Source organism: Rhizobium sp. P28RR-XV (assembly GCF_012641385.1).
Lineage (GTDB): Bacteria > Pseudomonadota > Alphaproteobacteria > Rhizobiales > Rhizobiaceae > Rhizobium.
The window spans coordinates 23,419-42,173 of the sequence record NZ_JABAIG010000015.1 but is presented as its reverse complement, the minus strand read 5'-3'; the positions used below and the strand labels follow the sequence as shown (position 1 = coordinate 42,173).

Annotated in this window: 18 protein-coding genes; 10 read left to right on the top strand and 8 right to left on the bottom strand. The window is 56.5% G+C overall.

Annotation, left to right across the window (positions count from 1 at the left end; translation table 11 throughout):
- Window positions 1–105 precede the first annotated feature (105 nt).
- On the bottom strand, window positions 106–2,037 hold the full coding sequence (locus HGP12_RS27295) for a methyl-accepting chemotaxis protein (protein WP_168879797.1): 1,932 nt from the start codon (window positions 2,035–2,037) through the stop codon (window positions 106–108).
- Window positions 2,038–2,359: 322 nt separating this feature from the next.
- A complete protein-coding gene (locus tag HGP12_RS27290) occupies window positions 2,360–2,758 on the bottom strand; it encodes a DUF1236 domain-containing protein (protein ID WP_168843118.1) in 399 nt (132 codons plus the stop codon).
- Between the two features lie 655 nt (window positions 2,759–3,413).
- Here HGP12_RS27290 and HGP12_RS27285 point away from each other — a divergent pair.
- From HGP12_RS27285 to HGP12_RS27270, 4 genes are all read left to right on the top strand, one after another.
- A complete protein-coding gene (locus HGP12_RS27285) occupies window positions 3,414–4,898 on the top strand; it encodes a lipopolysaccharide biosynthesis protein (RefSeq protein ID WP_168879796.1) in 1,485 nt (494 codons plus the stop codon).
- A gap of 55 nt (window positions 4,899–4,953) precedes the next feature.
- A complete protein-coding gene (locus HGP12_RS27280) occupies window positions 4,954–5,964 on the top strand; it encodes a polysaccharide pyruvyl transferase family protein (protein ID WP_168879795.1) in 1,011 nt (336 codons plus the stop codon).
- A 193-nt stretch (window positions 5,965–6,157) separates the two neighbouring features.
- Window positions 6,158–6,460: an alkylphosphonate utilization protein gene (locus tag HGP12_RS27275; protein WP_168843115.1), complete on the top strand. Its 303-nt coding sequence runs from the start codon at window positions 6,158–6,160 to the stop codon at window positions 6,458–6,460.
- 84 nt (window positions 6,461–6,544) lie between these two features.
- The gene (locus tag HGP12_RS27270) at window positions 6,545–6,901 is read left to right on the top strand and encodes an avidin/streptavidin family protein (protein ID WP_168879794.1); all 357 of its coding nucleotides are present in this window, start codon (window positions 6,545–6,547) and stop codon (window positions 6,899–6,901) included.
- Between the two features lie 225 nt (window positions 6,902–7,126).
- Here the strand turns inward: HGP12_RS27270 and HGP12_RS27265 are convergent, their stop codons facing one another.
- The gene (locus HGP12_RS27265; protein ID WP_168843113.1) at window positions 7,127–7,561 is read right to left on the bottom strand and encodes a DUF4168 domain-containing protein; all 435 of its coding nucleotides are present in this window, start codon (window positions 7,559–7,561) and stop codon (window positions 7,127–7,129) included.
- Between the two features lie 239 nt (window positions 7,562–7,800).
- The gene (locus tag HGP12_RS27260; RefSeq protein ID WP_168843112.1) at window positions 7,801–8,103 is read right to left on the bottom strand and encodes a DUF982 domain-containing protein; all 303 of its coding nucleotides are present in this window, start codon (window positions 8,101–8,103) and stop codon (window positions 7,801–7,803) included.
- A 614-nt stretch (window positions 8,104–8,717) separates the two neighbouring features.
- On the opposite strand from HGP12_RS27260, the gene HGP12_RS27255 reads away from it, so the two are divergent.
- The 3 genes from HGP12_RS27255 (at window position 8,718) to HGP12_RS27245 (ending at window position 12,110) form a co-directional block, all read left to right on the top strand.
- Window positions 8,718–8,984: a hypothetical protein gene (locus HGP12_RS27255; RefSeq protein ID WP_168879793.1), complete on the top strand. Its 267-nt coding sequence runs from the start codon at window positions 8,718–8,720 to the stop codon at window positions 8,982–8,984.
- A gap of 383 nt (window positions 8,985–9,367) precedes the next feature.
- Window positions 9,368–9,841, top strand: a complete 474-nt coding sequence (locus HGP12_RS27250; protein ID WP_168879792.1) for a VOC family protein — start codon at window positions 9,368–9,370, stop codon at window positions 9,839–9,841.
- A 1,741-nt stretch (window positions 9,842–11,582) separates the two neighbouring features.
- On the top strand, window positions 11,583–12,110 hold the full coding sequence (locus HGP12_RS27245; RefSeq protein WP_246703559.1) for an HIT family protein: 528 nt from the start codon (window positions 11,583–11,585) through the stop codon (window positions 12,108–12,110).
- 1,109 nt (window positions 12,111–13,219) lie between these two features.
- On the opposite strand, the gene HGP12_RS27240 is transcribed toward HGP12_RS27245, so the two are convergent.
- A complete protein-coding gene (locus tag HGP12_RS27240; protein ID WP_168879791.1) occupies window positions 13,220–13,498 on the bottom strand; it encodes a hypothetical protein in 279 nt (92 codons plus the stop codon).
- Between the two features lie 153 nt (window positions 13,499–13,651).
- On the opposite strand from HGP12_RS27240, the gene HGP12_RS27235 reads away from it, so the two are divergent.
- Window positions 13,652–14,857: an MFS transporter gene (locus tag HGP12_RS27235; protein WP_246703558.1), complete on the top strand. Its 1,206-nt coding sequence runs from the start codon at window positions 13,652–13,654 to the stop codon at window positions 14,855–14,857.
- 90 nt (window positions 14,858–14,947) lie between these two features.
- On the opposite strand, the gene HGP12_RS34245 is transcribed toward HGP12_RS27235, so the two are convergent.
- A complete protein-coding gene (locus HGP12_RS34245) occupies window positions 14,948–15,430 on the bottom strand; it encodes an MFS transporter (protein ID WP_246703565.1) in 483 nt (160 codons plus the stop codon).
- On the bottom strand, window positions 15,349–16,380 hold the full coding sequence (locus tag HGP12_RS27230; RefSeq protein WP_246703557.1) for an MFS transporter: 1,032 nt from the start codon (window positions 16,378–16,380) through the stop codon (window positions 15,349–15,351). Before HGP12_RS27230 ends, HGP12_RS34245 begins: the two co-directional genes overlap by 82 nt.
- Window positions 16,381–16,481: 101 nt before the next feature.
- Between HGP12_RS27230 and HGP12_RS27225 the strand changes: the two genes are divergently transcribed.
- A complete protein-coding gene (locus tag HGP12_RS27225; protein ID WP_168843105.1) occupies window positions 16,482–17,096 on the top strand; it encodes a TetR/AcrR family transcriptional regulator in 615 nt (204 codons plus the stop codon).
- 246 nt (window positions 17,097–17,342) lie between these two features.
- Here HGP12_RS27225 and HGP12_RS27220 read toward each other — a convergent pair whose 3' ends face one another.
- Entirely contained in the window at window positions 17,343–18,110 is a 768-nt protein-coding gene (locus HGP12_RS27220; RefSeq protein WP_168879789.1) for a methyltransferase, read from the bottom strand.
- 367 nt (window positions 18,111–18,477) lie between these two features.
- Here HGP12_RS27220 and HGP12_RS27215 point away from each other — a divergent pair, with 367 nt between their 5' ends.
- Window positions 18,478–18,648 (top strand): hypothetical protein, encoded by a 171-nt coding sequence (locus HGP12_RS27215; RefSeq protein ID WP_168843103.1) that lies wholly within the window; start codon window positions 18,478–18,480, stop codon window positions 18,646–18,648.
- Window positions 18,649–18,755 lie beyond the last annotated feature (107 nt).

Sequence of the window (18,755 nt, the reverse complement as noted above, 5' to 3'; positions counted from 1 at the left end):
AATATTACTGTTTGCTATGCCAGCGAGCCGAGATTTCAATGTCGGACCTGCGGCAAAGGGTTCAAACAAACGACGCGCGCCTTTGCCGCTAGGCTGGCGACGCCCTTAAAACTCTTTCCACCCGGCAGCAGGCCGACCGCCTGCTGCCGCTGCTCTGCGCGTCACTTGAGCAACCGGCTCTGCAAATGACGGCCTATGTGATGGCTCCGCCATGGTGCGTGCCGTCTGCCTCAACATCCCCGACGCGCCGGAGGCAGAAGCCTCGAGGCGGAATTGCGATACCAGCTCACTCAGTTTGCTGGCCTCAGCGGCAAGTGCAGCGGAGGCTGCCGTCGTCTGCTCGACCATGGCCGCATTTTGCTGCGTCGTCTGATCCATTGTATTGACCGCCGCATTGACTTCGGCAAGGCCTGTCGACTGCTCTTTGGCGGATGCGGCTATGGCGTTCATATGCTCGTTTATGCCCGAGATGCGCTCACCGATCTCCTTCAGAGCAATACCCGTTTCACGCACGAGCTTGACCCCACCACTGACCTCGGACGAAGAAGCATTGATTAGCGCCTTGATCTCTTTTGCCGCCGCCGCGGAGCGTTGCGCCAATTCGCGCACTTCTTGCGCCACGACGGCAAACCCCTTGCCCGCCTCACCAGCGCGCGCGGCTTCCACCCCGGCATTGAGCGCCAGCAAATTGGTCTGGAAGGCAATATCGTCGATCACGCCGATGATGTTAGAAATCTGCTGGGAGGAATTCTCTATTCGCTGCATGGCTTCCTCAGCTCGACTGACGACCTCGGCCGACCGGGCGGCGCTGTGATCGGCAGCGGTTGCTACCGCCCGCGTCTCTTCCGTCCGCTTACTCGAATTGGCTACATTGACCGTAATCTGATCGAGGGCGGCGGCGGTCTCTTCAAGCGACGCTGCCTGCTGCTCCGTTCGGCGCGAGAGATCGTTGGCGCCGGAAGAGATCTCTTGCGTGCCGCTATCGATCGATACGATGCTCTCGGTAATTGCGTTCAACGTGTTACTCAATTGCTTCAGTGACGTATTGAAATCATGGCGAAGCGCTTCGAAATCCGCGGCGAACGGCTCGTCGAGCTGGAAGGAAAGATCCCCGGATGCCAATCTCTTGAGCCCCATGGCAAGACCGGATGTTGCGACCCGCAGACGCTCTGCGGCATCGGCCTCCGCCTGCTGCTGGGCAGCGATCCTGTCGGCTTCCGCCTGGTGACGTTCCCTTGCGGCGTCCGCTTCGAGCTGGCCGTTGGCGATCGCCGCTTTTCGGAATACTTCGACAGCTTCCGCCATCGTTCCTACTTCGTCGCGCCGGCCGATGCCCGCGCAAGCGATGTTGGTCTCGCCGCCCGCAAGCTTGGCCATATCTGCGCAGAGCGCCAGGATAGGTTTGCACACGGTCCTGCGGAACAATACGAAGAGCATGACGGAGAACAGTACCGTCAGTCCAAGAAGTCCCTGCATCACGCCGCGAATGGAATTTGCCGTGCTGGCACTTTCTGCAGAGATCGATTCCGATACCTTTTGTATCTGATCGCCCGCCTCTTCCATGGCGGTTTCCAAAGCGGAAAACTGCTTCATGAAATTGGGTAACGCCTTCAAAGCACCGGCCGGATCCTTCTGTGCCGTCGCCACCATCCCGGTCGCATTATCGATATAGGCCAGCAATGGAGGTTCAACGCCGGCAAGCACCTTTTGAGTGTCCGGATCCGTCGCGAGCGCCTTGTTAGCCTTGATCATCTCGCGAAATGACGCGACATGCTCCGAAAGATCCGAGTTAACGGTTTCAAAGCCAATGCCGGATGCAGGATCAGAAGCGAGCAATGCAGCCAGCACATCCGCTCTCAAAGCGTCGTGCATCATATCTGCCTGCATGTGGTTACGCAGGACCTGAGCCGAAGCTGCTATTTTCTCGGCATTCTGCGTCAGAGTCGAGGCCGACCATATGCCCACACCGGTTGCTCCGCCGGCAATTGCAAATATCGCCACGCTCGCAAAAATGATTTTCTGCTGGATAGATGCCATGAAACATATCCCAAGATTTCCTCAAGAGAAGAATGTGGGATCGTCGTTAATTATCCGTCAAATAAGTCAATCGTCAGGAAATTTATGACTAACAATTAAAATACAACTAAGACGATACATTATGTTTAGATGTGCACCAATCATTGATAAGCTCGGGGTTCATAGGAAAATATCTAACTACGGCGGCATCTATACAATACCATTTTCATCATGTTTGTCGGCAACGGTTACCTCTAGATTTTCTTTCTCGTTAATTGACCAGGTGGCCATCAAGATCGAATGCGGCGCGAAAAGGGCCTCTTAAGGAGGCCCTTCGCAGGTATTATTCGAGGATCTTGATAACCTTGCGCGTCTTCGGCTGAACGATAACGCGCTCATGGTTCACAACCGCATAGGCATAAGCCGGATTTTCGGGAACCGGCGTGACGACAACGGTCTCGGGAAGCGGCTGGCCTACGACAATCCGATCCTGCACCACGGCCTCAGAAGGAGGCATCGGCTGTTCCTGTACATAGGTGACCACTTTCTGCGGCGGCGGATCAATTGCGGTACCTACAATGGCGCCCGTCACACCGCCGACAGCGGCGCCCACAGGACCGCCCACAACAGCGCCGGTAACCGCGCCGCCCGCAGCGCCTGTGACTGTTGACGACTGCGCCAGGGCCGAACCAGCGAGAAGACCAAAGGCGGCCGCCGCTGAAACGATAAGTTTCGTGTACATAGCATTCTCCTTTGCTTATTGGCTCCGAGGAGCTGAAAGAGGAATACGATTGACACTGGAATGTTCCGCTTTTGGCGTTGGTTGCTGCCATCACAAGTTGGAACCAGACTGACAAAATTCGTGATTGGCGAGTGTGTGAACCGACCTGAATTGCTTGATCGCAAGCAGCGGTTCTCAGCGGCATCAAACCCGCCTGAACATTGCGGCGGGTAAGCCAATGCCCAATGCTAAACGTCCACTTTTATTCTCGACCTGACAAGATCCCCGCAGGCATCAGAACTGACGGCTTTTCGATCGGACGACCTCCGCCGCGGCGCATCTACGCGCCTCGGCTGACGGCGTGTTATGCACATCGCTGACTAGCGCCGAGAGCGAGGAGAGGCCGACCTACTCTCCGATAAATCAAGTGCCACGGGTCGATGATCTGAAACTGATGCGAAAATGATCCATAAATGATGCGAAAATGATCTAGAGGCGTTGACATAAGAAATCGTCGAACTAGTTCCCGGTGAGATGCCCGGGGGGCGTCCTTTGCTTACAGCGACCATATGGCTCTTCCGAGCTGTTCCGACCCTCAAGGGTCGGTACGGCATGGTTTTTCATGCGGATCGCACCTCCGGTCACCTAAGTTGCGCAGTGGGAAGTTGGATATCGTATGAGCAGCATCAGCGGACGCCTCGTCAAGGGAAGCATGTGGTTGAGCCTGTCCCGGACGATCGTGAACGGGCTTGCGACCCTCAGCACTTTCGTATTGGCGCGCTATCTGGCACCGGCGGATTTTGGCGTGGTCGCCTTGGGCATGACGATCCTCATGATCGTCACGACCATTACCGAACTGTCTCTTTCCGAGGCGCTAATCCGGCACGCCGCACCGGACGAATCCCATTTCAGCGCGGCCTGGACCCTCAATGCCGCGCGCGGACTGGCGATCTGCATCCTGTTTGCGATCTTTGCCTATCCGGCCGCCGTCCTGTTCAACGAGCCCAGACTGACGGGCGTCATGCTGGCGCTCGGCATCAGCATGCTGATGGGGGGCCTCACAAATCCCCGCCGCATCATGCTTCAGCGCGATCTGATCTTCTGGCAGGAGTTCGTGCTCGCCGTATCGCAGAAGTTCGCCGGCTTCATCGCCTCCGTTGCGATAGCGGTGATCTATCAGAGCTACTGGGCACTGGTCGTCGGAACCCTCATAAGCCAGGCGACGAATGTCATCGTCTCCTATCTCGTGCTGCCCTTCCGGCCCAGGATCACGTTCCAGCATATGCGGGAGTTCTTTTCCTTTTCCGCCTGGCTCACTGCCGGACAGATCGTCAGCACGCTCAACTGGCGCTTCGATTATCTGCTGGTGGGCAAGATGCTCGGCGGAATCCAGCTCGGTTACTATTCAGTCGGTAGCAATCTCGCCATGATGCCGACGCGGGAAGCGACCGCGCCCCTCACCCAGACGATCTATCCGGCTTTTGCCGGCATTCACAACGACCCCAGCAGGCTCGCCGCCGCTTATCAGCGCGTACAGGCACTGGTCGCCGCCGTCGCGCTTCCCGCCGGCATCGGGGTTGCGGTCACCGCCGACCCACTCGTCAGGCTCGCGCTGGGCGACAAATGGGCGCCTGTCATCTTCATCATCCAGTCGCTTGCCTCGGTCTTTGCGCTTCAGACGCTCGGCTCGCTGGTGCAGCCGCTCGGCATGGCCAAGGGTGAGACGCGAGTGCTCTTCGTTCGCGATACCCAAATGTTCTGCCTGCGCGTGCCGATCATGATTGGCGGCCTGATACTCTATGGCCTGCCAGGGGTCATTGCCGGCCGTGTGTTCACCGGCCTCTTCAGCACCGCCGTCAACATGATGCTCGTGCGGCGCTTCACCGGCATCAGTGTCGCCAAGCAATTGTCGGTGAACCTTCGGGCGCTCGCAAGCGTCGCCGTGATGGCGGCCGGCGTCTCGCTCGCCTCGAGCCATCTGGCGCCGACGGACGACAAGCTCGTCCTCGTAACGCATCTCGCAATGCTGATCCTGCTTGGCGGCCTGCTCTATTGCGGTTCGACGTTCCTCCTGTGGAGGCTCATGAAACGGCCGAGTGGTCCCGAAACAGAGGTTCAAACCATACTCGGCAAGGTGCTGCCAAAATTGCGCCTCGCCTGAGAAACGTTCGGCCAGGCCGGCCGAACTGCCTTGTCATCTAAAGGGGAATGGGGAAATGACATTGCAATCAAATCAAGTCCTGATCGCGAAATTGGACAACATGATCCACGATTGCCTGAAAGACTACATCAGCCATGATGAGCCTTTGGCGATCCTCGACTTTCCCGACATCCGCAACTGCGGCGACTCCGCCATCTGGTTGGGCGAAATGGCCTATCTCAAAAGGAGATACGGCAAGCGGCCGACCTATGTCTCGCGGATCAATGATTTTTCGCCCGAGCAACTCGAGCGAACCATGCCGACCGGTCCGATTTTCATTCATGGCGGCGGCAATTTCGGCGACATCTGGGATGCGCATCAGGATTTCCGCGAACGGGTGCTGGAGCGGTTTCCCAATCGTCAGGTGATCCAGTTTCCGCAATCCATCCATTACAAGTCCCAGGCGCGCCTGGATGAAAGCGCCCGCGTCATCGGACGCCACAAGAACTTCGTATTGCTGGTGCGTGACGAGGAGTCGAAGGAATTTGCCCTCAAGCATTTCGATTGCGAGGTGCGCCTTTGCCCGGACATGGCCTTTTCCATCGGAGCAATCCAGGCCGAGGAACCGGAATTTCCCGTCCTTGCCATGCTGAGATCCGATCTCGAAAAGGTAGGAGATGCCAACCTGTCCGCCTATCCCGATATTCCGAAAGAAGATTGGACCACCGAATCCGCCAGGCGGGTGCGTATTTCCAAAGCGCTTGGCGCGGCAACAGCTTTGCTCGCTCTCAAGCCGGCCGAAGTACGGCTGCGCAAGCTCGATGCGGCCGCCCATAATCGATTGGGTCGCGGCATCCGCCAGATTTCCCGCGGCCGTGCGCTCGTCACCGACCGGCTTCACGTCCATATCTGCTCGATCCTGCTTGGGCGACCGCATGCGGTGCTGGACAACAGCTACGGCAAGATACGCCGGTTCATGGCCGCATTTTCCGGGGGAACCGACCTGGCCTACCGCGCAACCTCGCTCGACGACGGAATCGCCTGGGCGCGCCACCAGGCTGATCAGACCCTCGTACCGGCCGCCTGAACGCGGCCATCGGCCCGGCCTCAGCCTTGCGCCTCTCGATCGCGCCGGATTCTTATCGCGGTCGACGGTTAGTGCCCGCGATTTGATTTCGCGGCCTTTGCGGGATAAAGGGGCTCAGGTGAGTTGCTCGTCCGTGCTGAAAGCATGTCGGCAACCCCGACGCAGCTAAACAAGGCAACACGGCAGGGCAAACATGAGCGGTCAGAACGACGATTACATATATGACGAGGCGAGCGGCGAATGGCGGCCAGCTTCGGAGATCGCCGCGGAGGCCGCGAAAGCTGCGGAGGTCCGCGATGCATCGGGCAATGTACTGGCAGACGGAGACTCCGTGGTCCTGGTGAAGGACCTCAAGGTGAAGGGCGCCGGCCAGACGCTCAAGCAGGGGACCGTCATCAGATCGATCCGCCTCACCGACAATCCTGAGGAGGTCGATTGCCGGCATGACACCATCAAAGGGTTGGTGTTGCGCACCGAATTCGTCCGCAAGCGCTGAACGGAATTCCCTCCGCTACCAAGTCGAAGCGGAACACCCGCGCGCGAGACTAGTTTCCTTATCACACGATGAGGAGATTTCGAAATGACCTGGACGGGAACCTGGCGCAATCAATACGGCTCTACGCTAACAATCACCGAGGATCGGGGCGGGCTGATCAAAGGCACATTCAAAACGGCTCTCCAGGATAGTGCTTTCTTTGGCCATGAATTGCCGGTGACGGGCGTCTGGTTCGATGATTGCATTAATTTTGCCTTTGGGATGGCAGGAGACCGTTCGACATCAATCTGCTCATTCACCGGAATGCTGCGTGAGAACAAGCTCCAAGCAGTTTGGCACGTCGTAACCAGTGCGAAGGTTGGAAATTCCGGCCAAGCTGAGAAGTTAGGCTGGGTTCATTCGGTGCAGACGAACGTCGATACATTCGAGCGATACACCTGAGGCACCAAATATCACGAGAGTCCGGTACCCGCTATTGCTCTCGATCTACGATACTGGATTGGTGCTTCTTGAGGCAGAGCATAGGATTGAAGCCATCCTGCCATTCATCCGGCGTGACAGCTTGCGGCGATTGTGACGAACGAGCCCTCATCCGCGCCGCGCCGAGATTGCGGTCCTCGGCACGGTCGTGGTGGAGATCGATTTGACCAGCGATCGTGGCGTTATTTACTGCTGTGCGGGCTGCTGCGCAGGCGCGGATTTCTGAATCTTGTCCTGAACTTTCTTAACGAGCGCCGGATCCTTCTGGGCGGCCGTGAGAATTGCGTTATATTCGTTTACCGACATGCCCGGAGAGGTCTGAACAGCCTGTACCATCTGTTTGCTTGCCTCGGTCTGCAGCTGTTGTTTCGCGGTCGCATCCGACGTCGCTCCGATCTTAGCCGAGTATTCCTGCCTGATCTTGTCCACCTGCAGATACGCGACCGCAAAAGCCTCGATCTTTTGATCGCTGACGGCGGCAGGCGTCCCGTTGCTATTCGGTTGCACCTGAGTGGGTTGGTTTTCTTGCGTTGCCTGCTGCGCGGACGCGGGATTGCTGACAAACATCAAGCTCAAGACCGCGGCGGTTGCCGATGCGGCAGAGATATAACGAGTGATCATCTTAATTCCTCTTCGATAGTGCGGGGGGGGGGTAACACCTCTTTAATGGCGCAGAGCGAACGGCGGCATGTCGCATTGATTTAGCCGCGAGTTAGGGTTGAAGACCGATCGGGCGACAATGTGGCCGCCAAACGATTTCTGTGGGGCAATAGTACGGCGATCTGCTGACCACGGAACGGCGGCTTTATGGCTGTCGCCGTTCGGAGCGGTGTGAGTTTCGAACCGAATGTGCTACGATCTCAGAATGCTGGATTCGGTGGTTCGATGGCGATAAAATCGCGGTCGATATATCCGAGTTTCATGTAGATGTGAGCCTCATACGCCGCCACGATGAAGGCATCCCTCGCGATCTCGGGATTGGAATGGCCCTCGACTGCGGCGCGACAGATTATCAACGCATCCTGATAAGCCTGATCTTCCTCGGCGGGCCAATCCGCTAACAAATAGTCAAGTGCTTCCGAACTGCTGTTGATCGCTCGGAACTCGCCGACGCGCTGCAGTTGAATACTTACAGGTCTCTGCCATGTTCCATAGATCAACATAATCGACCTCTGGCGCTGAAACGGAGGCGATGTCATCTTTGTTCCTACCGAAACAAAACATCCGACAGTCAGCGGAGTATACGCTGCTTTCGTAATTTGAGATAATCGTAACGTCCCGGGTCCGCGCAAATATCCACCCTGCACTCTTAGGCGCCTCGGATGTGATCCTCTCACAATGGAAAGCTGTCGTAAACTGCTGTGCCATATGGGCCATTTCGTCAACAGAAATGCGCATCACCTCATGTTCCGCCATTAATGCGTAGTATTGCTGCTCTCCTCGTCATCGAAAATGCGGTGGTGAAAAAACGAGGGATCATTTCTCACCAGGCCCAGACAAAGCACTGCCTTGTTTCGATCCTCTGCACAAAGGCTTTGAGAGCCAATGGCTGGCGATCGATCATTCCAACCCTCCGCTGCACGCCGCTATAGATGTACCCGATCGACGATTTAGTGGCCTGATCGTGACCACGACGTCAAATCGATATCACCCTTCAGCGCCGCATCATTTCTATAAGTGGAGCAAAATGTCTGGCAACGCAGAACCGCCTGCGCATGCAAGCGGTCTTCAATTGTGGTGGACAGTGAAACCTGCTTATCTAATGAGAAACCGCTAAGTGGCTGGACAGCAAAAGGCTGCGTTTGAGATGGCCCCTTATCTGCTATTGTTTTTCATCTTCGTCACATGCGGCCTCGTCAATATGACACGCCCTCGAAACTCTATTAGACCAGTGAGTGACCGAGACACCGAAAACGCCTATAAAGCGGCTTTCCAAATTGAAGCAAAGGCGACGGTAGAGCGACGAAAGCTCATAAGCCTGCTTCTGCTGATCGCATTGCTGATCGACATTCTCCTCATCGTATGGATATTTCGCTTCGCCTAATAGGTAGGTCTGCCAAACGCGAGGAGGTCCCTGTATACGCAGGGTTGCCCGGTCCCACGAATTATGTGGGATAGCCTGGAAAGCGCGTCTTCGCCCCCAAAATATCTTAGGTACTCGTATCTTCAGGGTGATGCACAATTCTCTTACATGTTAACCATATGAATGAGTATCGCTTTTTCCCTATTTTGAACTTAAAGCTCATATCACTTCCGTCAGTCCTTGACCTAAAATAGCCGCAACGGCGTTGAAGCGTTAATCTCGCGTTCGCGCAAGCTGGCGGCGGGGAGGGTATTGGTGCAAAATTGCTTCCCAAAGGATCGAGAAAGTCAGCCTGCAGCCTATTTCACATCGAAAATCACGCCAGTTGGGAAGGAAACGCGCTAATGACAAAGAACACAATCTGCTTATGGTACGACAAGGACGCCGAAGCCGCCGCCCGCTTCTATGTCGAAACCTTTCCGAATAGTGCGATGGGGGCCATCGTCCGCGCTCCCGGCAATTATCCGGAAGGCAAGCAGGGCGATGTGTTGGTCGTCGAATTCTCCGTTGCGGGCATTCCCTGCGTCGGGCTGAACGGTGGTCCCGTATTCAAGCACAACGAGGCATTTTCGTTTCAGATCGCCACCGAAGACCAGGAAGAGACCGATCGCTACTGGAACGCCATTGTTAACAATGGCGGCCAGGAAAGTGAGTGTGGCTGGTGCAAGGATAGATGGGGTGTTTCCTGGCAGATCACACCGCGCATCTTGATGGAAGCACTCGTCGCCGGCGGGGATGAGGCAAAACGTGCTTTTGATGCGATGATGACCATGCGCAAGATCGACGTCGCGGCGATCGAGGCTGCTCGTCGCGGCTGAGCCAGTTCGGCGCGCGGCGTGGACATCGACCAATACTCAATACCCGCTGCCCAGGCCTGATGGTCGCGGCGAAATCGGCCGGCTATATTGATGGGGCGGAATGCGCAGCCACGGAAAAAATGACGTCGCCTCTCGTACATGATCCTCCATCTGCGCCAGGTCCCCGCTTCGGCCCGTAACAACATCGGCAACAGGATTAGGTCGATTGAAATATATCGGGTCGCTTGAGGATCATCCCCTGCGAAAGACCATAAGGATCTGATCTCTTCCGCCTTCGTCTGCCTATTGGTGTGTCGCCTCGGCAATTGCGCTGCGCAAAGCTCGATCGTCTGTGCTTTATAGCGTGCTTTACGAGCGGGACGCCTACCATTCGAAAGCGCTTCTAACTACCCTGAACATGTTTTTCTTAACATGTACATGGGAACACCGGCGGCGTGACTGCCCGGATCGACGACCGCGATTGCCAGACTTCTCCGTCAGAAACGAGTCAGATGCCGAACCGGCGGGGGCTAAAGCCGACAGAAGCACGCCAAGCTTTTTCATCTTCCCCGCAAGCATTGCCGAGCGCACGGTAAGCGTTCTGAGCTGTCTGGCACTTTTCATCGCCAGTTCGGTGATGTGCGGCTTATTGGCTCCCGAATTCTATAGGGCATTGACGGCGGCGCGGTGCCAGTCGCTCAATCCAACCTCGCCGACAGCTTTCCGCTTGAGAAATGCGGGTAGGAGCCTTGTTCGGCGCGGTTCTCGCAACGACGTTCTTCGCCACGCTGGAGCGGATGCCAACCTCAGCAGACAGCTAACACAGGTCGAGGTTCGTCGTCGCGGTTGCCTTGATCTATCCTCTGGCCTTAATAATCCCAGGGTGATTACGCACAAGATTCCAGCCGTCGACGTCCAAAGGGTCGTGAGGCCGCCGTTCAGCACCTGCTTCCGGTGATGATGGTGACCAGAACACTGATTCCGGCGACAACTCTGGCAAGCTTGACTAGCCGCCGGTGTCGTAGGCAACACCGGTGGGTCGTCAGAGTTGCGCTGATATAGCATATCATCAGCCGCCCGTGCGGTTCCATTAAAGTCGCGTGGTGGAGCAGCGGATCCGCTGCCTATCACGATTCGGTCGGCCGGAGATTATCTACTCGTACGGATAGGCAGCTCACAGGTCACGGCGTAGGAGCTGGTCCTTATCTGGATCAACGAGTAGGCACAGAGCCAGGTCTCTGCTCTGTCTTACGTCGAATGCATCTCGGGTGCTGACGCAGCGGCCCCTCGCCTCGAACCTGCGCAATGTTGCTCAGGGCTAGAATACTTCGATGGTTGACTATACCGCACCCGCCGGAACTCGCGGTTATTCGCGACTGTAGGACGAGAGCCTTGTGCCATGAAAACCCTGACAGCTGTCAGGGTTTTCATTCATTGCATACTCGGCCGGGAAACCAGCGTGCCAAACACCCTCACATCCACCGAGATAAGTTCGAAAGCACGCCATGGTCCTCCAATTGGAATCTAGCTCTGTTATCAAAACCCTGACAGCTGTCAGGGTTTCACTGACCCAGGTGACCGGCCCGCCGGCGACGCCCGGCAAGACCTTGGAGCATCCAGCGCTTGCCATTCAGCTCTCGACATGAATAGGTTGGGCAATGTCCCTATCTAACCGTGGTCGACATTAAAGCTCAGTGCTGCCAGCGATCTCGGGAAAGTGAAAGGCCGCGCGAGAACGCTGCCGGGAAAAATGGGAGGCTGTTTGAAATCGGATCCATATCTTATAGCCGAGACCGGCGGATGGCTTGTCAGCCATCGTGCAAATTCCGCTCTCCCAGGTTATCTCGTCATCAGCGCCAAATACTTCGCTACCGATCTATCGGAACTGTCCACAGGCCCCCTGAGGGAACTTGGCCCGCTGCTGGCGCTTGCTCAGGCCGAACTGAAGCAGCGACTGAATGCTCGACGCGTCTATATAGGCCGATATGGACATCTTCCCGGCAATACGATCCATTTTCATGTAATCCCGATTTACGATTGGGTCGAGGAACTCTTCTGGCAGGATTCCCGCTATCGCGTGCTGGAAAATTTTGCGGAAGGGGAGGGGGAGCGCGGAACCGATGGCGCCGAATTAACCCTGTACGTATGGCGCGAATTCTGCGAACGCTCGGACCCGCCACCGACTATTGGGCCAACCGTTCACCAAGCCATCCAGCTGCTGCGCGAGCACATGAATTCCGTTTCGAGTGTGGACCTCAGTTACCAAGTCCGACCCGATAAGATTGAATAGCGAGTCCGAGCCGCCCCCAACTTCGACCGTTCAAGCGACAGTCGACGTAGGCCGCTTCACAGATTGCAACATTGACTGTGGAGCAAAATGGTCCATTCTAAAGCCATAGTACCGCGTGATCCGCGCCTGAAACTTTCCGCCTTGATCAGCCAGATCTTATAGCTTGGGCGTTGGGAACTACACCCTTGCTGCCTGCAGCGGGTTGACGCGAGACGACAACACATCGGCGAAATCGAAAGCTTGTCCGTTATGCCATCTTAGCGCGGGCAGCTTTATCGCGCGCCCTGCTGGGAACAGCCGAGGTGAAGGCAGTTGGATCGCGCTAATCCGACGGACGTTGGATGCCGAAACTGCAGGGCGGCCGAACATGCTCCGACTACCGCATTTTAGTCCTCAGATGGTGAATTTTCTACTCCGTTATCCATTTGTTTTAATTATACATTTTCCGCTATAAGGAAGCTACACATGCATTAACTTCGATTACCCATACGTATTTTGAGCCCAAGACAAATCTCAACAACCCGCCGCAAATTCGGGAACTTGAAGCCGCCAGTTTTCTCATCGAGTCACCCCGACTTGCAGTCGAGCCGCGTTCAGCTCCTGTTCTATTGCGCAGCAGCCTGGCCTTCCGAGACTGACGGGTACGTTGGAGACCGGCGACATTCAACGAGAAACAGAAACGGGACGGGCGAGTGGACCTCGTCGCAGGATCAGGTCTCCGTCGTCGTTAGGAAGCTGGTAACCAGCCGACGACCATCAGCGCGGCAGGAACGACATTTTGTAATTCATCTGGCTGGCGTCTTGGCGGCTGATGCGGCTAGTCACGGATTGGGATATGAGGTCATGCCTTTCTGGCAACATACCGGTCAGGCCCGGATCGCACTCTTGAGCGGACAGAACATCCGCATGCGCGGGTCCACCGTCGATCTCGAACAAGGCGATAGGGGAAGGGAGCTCTCAGCTTACATGGTTGACCGGATCTAAACCAGACCAAGGGGTCTCCCCGGTAAGCCGCGAACGCATCGGCCGGTCGCCCCGTAACAACGGTCCAGTCAAGTGTCTGTTCTGCACGGTCGGCATGAGCTGAGACGATGTCTCACAGACCCGTTTCACCGCAACCCCGGGATGCCCGGCTGCAAATTACGCGAGCACCGGTGGCCACCAAGACGCACCGAACTGATTTTCTCCGACCGAGCGGATCGCCGCTTGGCCTCGTCGCCCAACCGCAGCATTTTCCCGGCAAAGGAAAGCGGTTTCTCGCCGGCGGGATTTGAATTTGCCGCCTGCGGGAAACCTACGAGACGTTCTGTGCCAACCGACTGTTCCAGATACTGGATCTGCATACCTACTGCGGCATAAACCACCGGTGCGGCCTTCGACAGTGCCAAGGAAAGTTCTCAGCAGATCAACAATTAAGTGGAAAGGGCCACATTATTATCAGCGCATTGAATACGGGAAATCAAATCTATTCAATTCTCCGAGCTATCCGCATCTGCCACACTCATTCCTTCGAGCCATAAATCTTCGAAAGGCGTTTGATTTTGTCGTCTACATCCTTACCCGACCCCCTGTCGGAAGACACAGATTCACCAAGCGGGTGGCGGGTCGTCGGCGGCGCGCATGCACTGACAGCTGTAACCTTCGGATCAGCCTACGCGTTCTCTGCCGTGTTTCCCGGTCTTTCCGAGGAATTTGCGGCATCGCGTGGCGAAATCGCACTTGTCTTCTCCATATCGGCCTTCGTGTTTTATTCGCTCGGCGCGATCGCCGGCGCGCTTGCCGACCGCTGGTCGTCTCGTGCGGTCATAGCGACTGGTCTGGTGGCAATGATCATTGGCTATATCGGAGCCAGCCAAGCGCAGACCCTTGTCTCGCTTTACGTTTGGTATGGTGCCGGCGTGGGACTTGGGATCGGCCTCTCTTATGTTCCCGCGCTCGGCGCCGTGCAGTCCTGGTTTGTTCTGAAGCGAAGCCGCGCATCCGGTATTGCTACGGCCGGCCTCGGTCTTGGCACGCTCCTGCTACCCTTTACAATCGGCCGTCTCGTCCCCGAGCTCGGGTGGCGCGGATGTTTCATCGGTTTGGCGGTTGTCATCGCTATGATCGGTTTGCCGGCCGCAATACTGGTACGCAAACGTCAAGGTGACAAAACTTCCATAGAACCGCGATCCAACGACCGGCCTAGTCCTTTCACAGTCTGGCGCAATAGCCGGTTCCGCCTGTTCTTCGTTATGCTGGTCCTGGCGTCGTTCTCGACATTCATACCCTACGTTCATATCGTCCCGGCAGCGCACGACGTGGGTCTGTCACTCGAAAGCGGCACAATCCTTATCGCACTCATCGGCATCGGAAATATCTTTGGACGTTTCGTGCTGGCCGGTCTGGGTGACCGCATCGGTTCCTTGCGCCTTTTGGCAATCCTCACATTTGCCGTCGCCGGCTCGTTCCTCCTATGGTCCGTCGCCAACGGCATCGCCATGCTCGTGCTATTCGCCCTGCTATTTGGAATGAGTTATGGTGGTTGCGTCGGACTGTATCCCGTGGTGGCTGCCGATCTTTTCGGCGTCAGACACATTGGAACAATACTCGGTTATCTCTATACGGCCGTGGGGGTCGCTGCGTTGCTGGGGCCGACAATGGCAGGGCTCATCTTCGACAAAACCGGCAGCTATCTTGGCCCCATACTCTTCAGCATGGCCGCCGCTGTCGCTGCCGGTTTCCTGACGCTGCGGCTGCGGGAAAATTAAAAACGCAGGAAATCTGGTAACACGGCCAACTCAAACCTCGTTATCCGACTTGGGATCGATGAAATCAACGTGGCAAATGCTTCATGGATTCTACCGCAATTGCCGCGGTGGAACCAGAACTGCCATGGCAATAACCGTGGCGATGACGCCGCCCGTCGCACAGAGCCAGAACGCGAGACGAACGCCGCTCGCTAGATCGCCGGCCGATACCTCACCCTTTGCGAAACCGGCATGAGCATTGGCAAAGCCAACGAGGACGGCAAGACCAACAGCGTTGCCTATGTTCATCGTGGTCGACGCCATCCCTGACGCAACACCCTGTTCGCTATCCGATACTCCGGAACTGGCAATAATCCACATTGCGGTCCACACAATGCCCTGACCAATTCCTGAAACGACCAGACCCGGAACGATGACTGCGTAGCTACTTTCCGGCCATGCCCCGGCCACCATAATGGCCGTGCCTGCCGCCCCCGCCAGCATTCCCGCAATCAATCTCGATCGTGCCGAAAGGCGTGATGCATATCGCTCGCCGATTTGAGTACCGACAGCAATGGCAAGTGAAGGAACCAGGAAGGCCAGGCCCGTTTCGGAGGCTGTGAAGTGGTGATATCCTGGAACAGCACTGTCAAAAAATACGGCAGGGCTCCAAACGTACCCATATAGAGAAAGGTGATGGCCATGCTCGCCACGAGCATGCGATTACTAAGCAGCTTGGCAGGCATCAATGGATCGCGGCTTTGCAACTCGATGATCACGAATGCCAGCAGTAGTAGCGCCGATAGGCCGAAGGCGGAGAGGATCGGTGCGGCATTCCATCCGAACACGGGTCCCTGAACGAGCGCAAACACCAACAGCGTAGCGCCTCCCGTGACAGTCAGCGCTCCCGGCAGATCGAAGGAGCGACGAACAGCCTGGCGAGGATCTTGCGGGATGACAAAAAACGCCGCCGCGATGGCAATCGAGGCGAGGACGACATTGACAAAAAACACCGACGGCCAGCCAAAAGCGCTTGTTAGAAAGCCGCCGGCGAGCGACCCGATCGTAAGACCGCTGGCCCCAGCCCCTCCCCAGACCGCTAGAGCCCGGTTGCGCGCTGTCCCCTCCGGGAAAAGCCGGTTGACGAGGGAAAGCGTGGCGGGAAAAAGAAACGCGCCGCCGATGCCTTGGACCGCCCGCGCTGCGATGATGATTGCCGGCTCCCAAGCCAATCCCCCAACCAGCGAGGATGCCGCATAAAGCCCCAGCGCCGTGATGAACAATCGGCGTTGGCCAATAAGGTCCGCCGCACGCCCGCCAAATAGTAAAAAACCGCCGCAAAAGACCGTGTAGGCGCTGACGACCCACTGCAGCGTCTGATCCGAGAAGCTGAGGCCTTGGCCGATTTGGGGCAGGGCCACGAAAACGATATTGATATCGAGCGAGATGATTAGCTGCGCGAATGCGAGGAGCGCCAGCGCAGCCGTCCGGTTGAAATTCGTCGCACGGGCTCCCAGTGAAGGCCTTTCCCCAATTTTATCCATTTTTCCTCTCCGCTATTTCTTTGTCGATCAACAAATAATGTGAAGCTTGTAAATCTGAGTCAAGCCGTTTATTTGTTGATCGACAAAGATTGAGGTCGAGCATGGCGGGAAGGCCGCGTGAATTTGATCGCGACGAGGCGTTGGCGAAGGCCCGCGACCTCTTCTGGACGCGAGGCTACGAAGGAGTCTCGATGGCCGATCTCGTCAATGCTATGGGCATCGCTTCGGCGCGCATCTATGCCGCTTTCGAATCGAAAGAGGCGCTGTTCCAGGAAGCGGTGATGCTTTACGCCTCCGGCGAAGGCGGATTTGCAACACGCGCCTTGGCGGAGGAGCCGAATGTTCTCGATGCCTTCGAGCGGCTGCTGCGGGATGCAATCTTGCTCTATACTCGCCCAAATCACCCCCGCGGCTGCATGATCGTGATGGCGGCCACGAATTACACGATCAATAGCCAAGCCGTGCGCGAACGGCTCGGTCGATACCGGCGGGACCGCGCTGCTTCGTTAAATGAGCGGCTGAGAAAAGCGTCGGAGACCGGGGAGTTGAAACCAGATGCAAACCCCCGCGCGCTGGCGGAATTCTACGCTGCTTTTCTCCACGGTTTATCGGTGCAGGCCGCCGACGGTGTGCCAAGAGACATCCTGCTATCCACATTGTCTCCCGCGCTCTTGCCATTGAAGAGCGCCATGTCCGCGAACGCCGACAATCTCTGAACCGACCGCGGCCCGCATTCCAAATTCCCGATAACCCGGCTAATTTCGGCCTGTTGCATGTCGGACGCTGCAATCTTCAAAAGGGCCCGACAAGAACGCCGAGCTCCGCATAGCCTACGTCACTCTCGTCATTTGCGACGCGGCACGAACGACCTCGAGTGCGACCCGCATGCGCAGAGACCGTGGGAGGGAGAACGGCGCGACGGCGATGGCAGCATTTCGCTCTTAATCAGCCCAGTGGTAAGCTTATCGGACTTTTTGACCAGTTGCGTGAAACAGTCGGGCCATTATCCTGTACGGGTCACGCATCGAAGCGGCCTGCTCCAGCGCAATGAGCGCATCAGCCATACTGTCGTTAAAGCGGTCCGCATCGAGATGATCGGAGAAGATGCGGATACCCCTCCACTGACAATCGTCAAAACCAAACTGCTTCATGAGATCAACAATTGCTGAAGGATTGTCACCGCGCGTGCTGATGCCGAGATTGCCGATGCTACTCGCCGCGCCGGTCTCGATCAACTCGCGTGCGAGCGTATAGTCTCCCCGGAGTGCTTCGCGAAAACCGTTGGAGAGTGCGTTCTTGGTCAGAATACTGAGTACGCCGCCAGGGCTGACATGGTCTGCCAATGTTTGAATTGCAGCACAGCTGTCATCCAAGTACATCAACACTCCGTGACAGCAGACTGCATCGAATGTTTGTCCCGGCTCAAAGTTTTCGATAGTGCCGACCTCAAAGTTAAGCCGTTTGCGGGCTTGCTCCGGCAATTGCGCCTTACGCATATTTGCCCGACGGAGCATTTCGCTCGATGTGTCGACACCGAGAACTCTAAAGCCCGCTTCGCATAGACGCACGGATATCTCACCGCCACCACATCCCATATCCAGAACGGTTCCTCCAGCATTTATCAGTCCAGCTACGACCTGGAATACAAGTTCGTGTCGTATTCTGCCGCGTATTCCGTCTGAATATCTCTGGTAGGCGTCTCCGACATTTCCGAAATCATTTAGCGGCATATCGTCCTCCATCTCTCAGTCGATAAGGCTTCAATCGTTCCGGCCTCCTACCGCGAGTTTTGGTCATGCGCTGATCCAGCTTTCTGCGCATATCTCTCGCGAGTGATGTGCCGTTTGCTCGGACGGACAATTCTTCGCCGGATGGCTAAGTCAAGGGAAGGGAGGGAACAGCACCATCCTTCTCGTGATAGGGCGGTATGCGATCATCAATAGTATCGACACCCAATCCGTCGCTCCCTTTCAATGAGACACTGTCGAAGCATTACAAATTTGTAAGCATCCTATTCATTTTCGGTTAAGTCGAACTGGGGCATCAAAGTCAGGCGTTATCGCGCAGCATCAACCCCCAATGCTTACGAGGACCAACATGAAAAACCTGCTTCTTGCTTCCGCAATCGCCCTGGCATCCGTCGTTGCTGTCAGCGCCCCGTCTCAGGCAGCTCCGTTCCATCGCCATCATCATGACTGCTTCGTCAAGACCGTGAAGCACAAGGTTCATGGTCATTGGGTTATTCGCAAGGAACGCGTCTGCCGCTAAGCCGGTATTCCTGATCGACCATCTTTGACCGCATTTCGTCGGCCACGGCCAAATCTTTCGGCTGTGGCCGTATCGCTTATGGGAAAAACAAGCGGCCACTCTGTCGT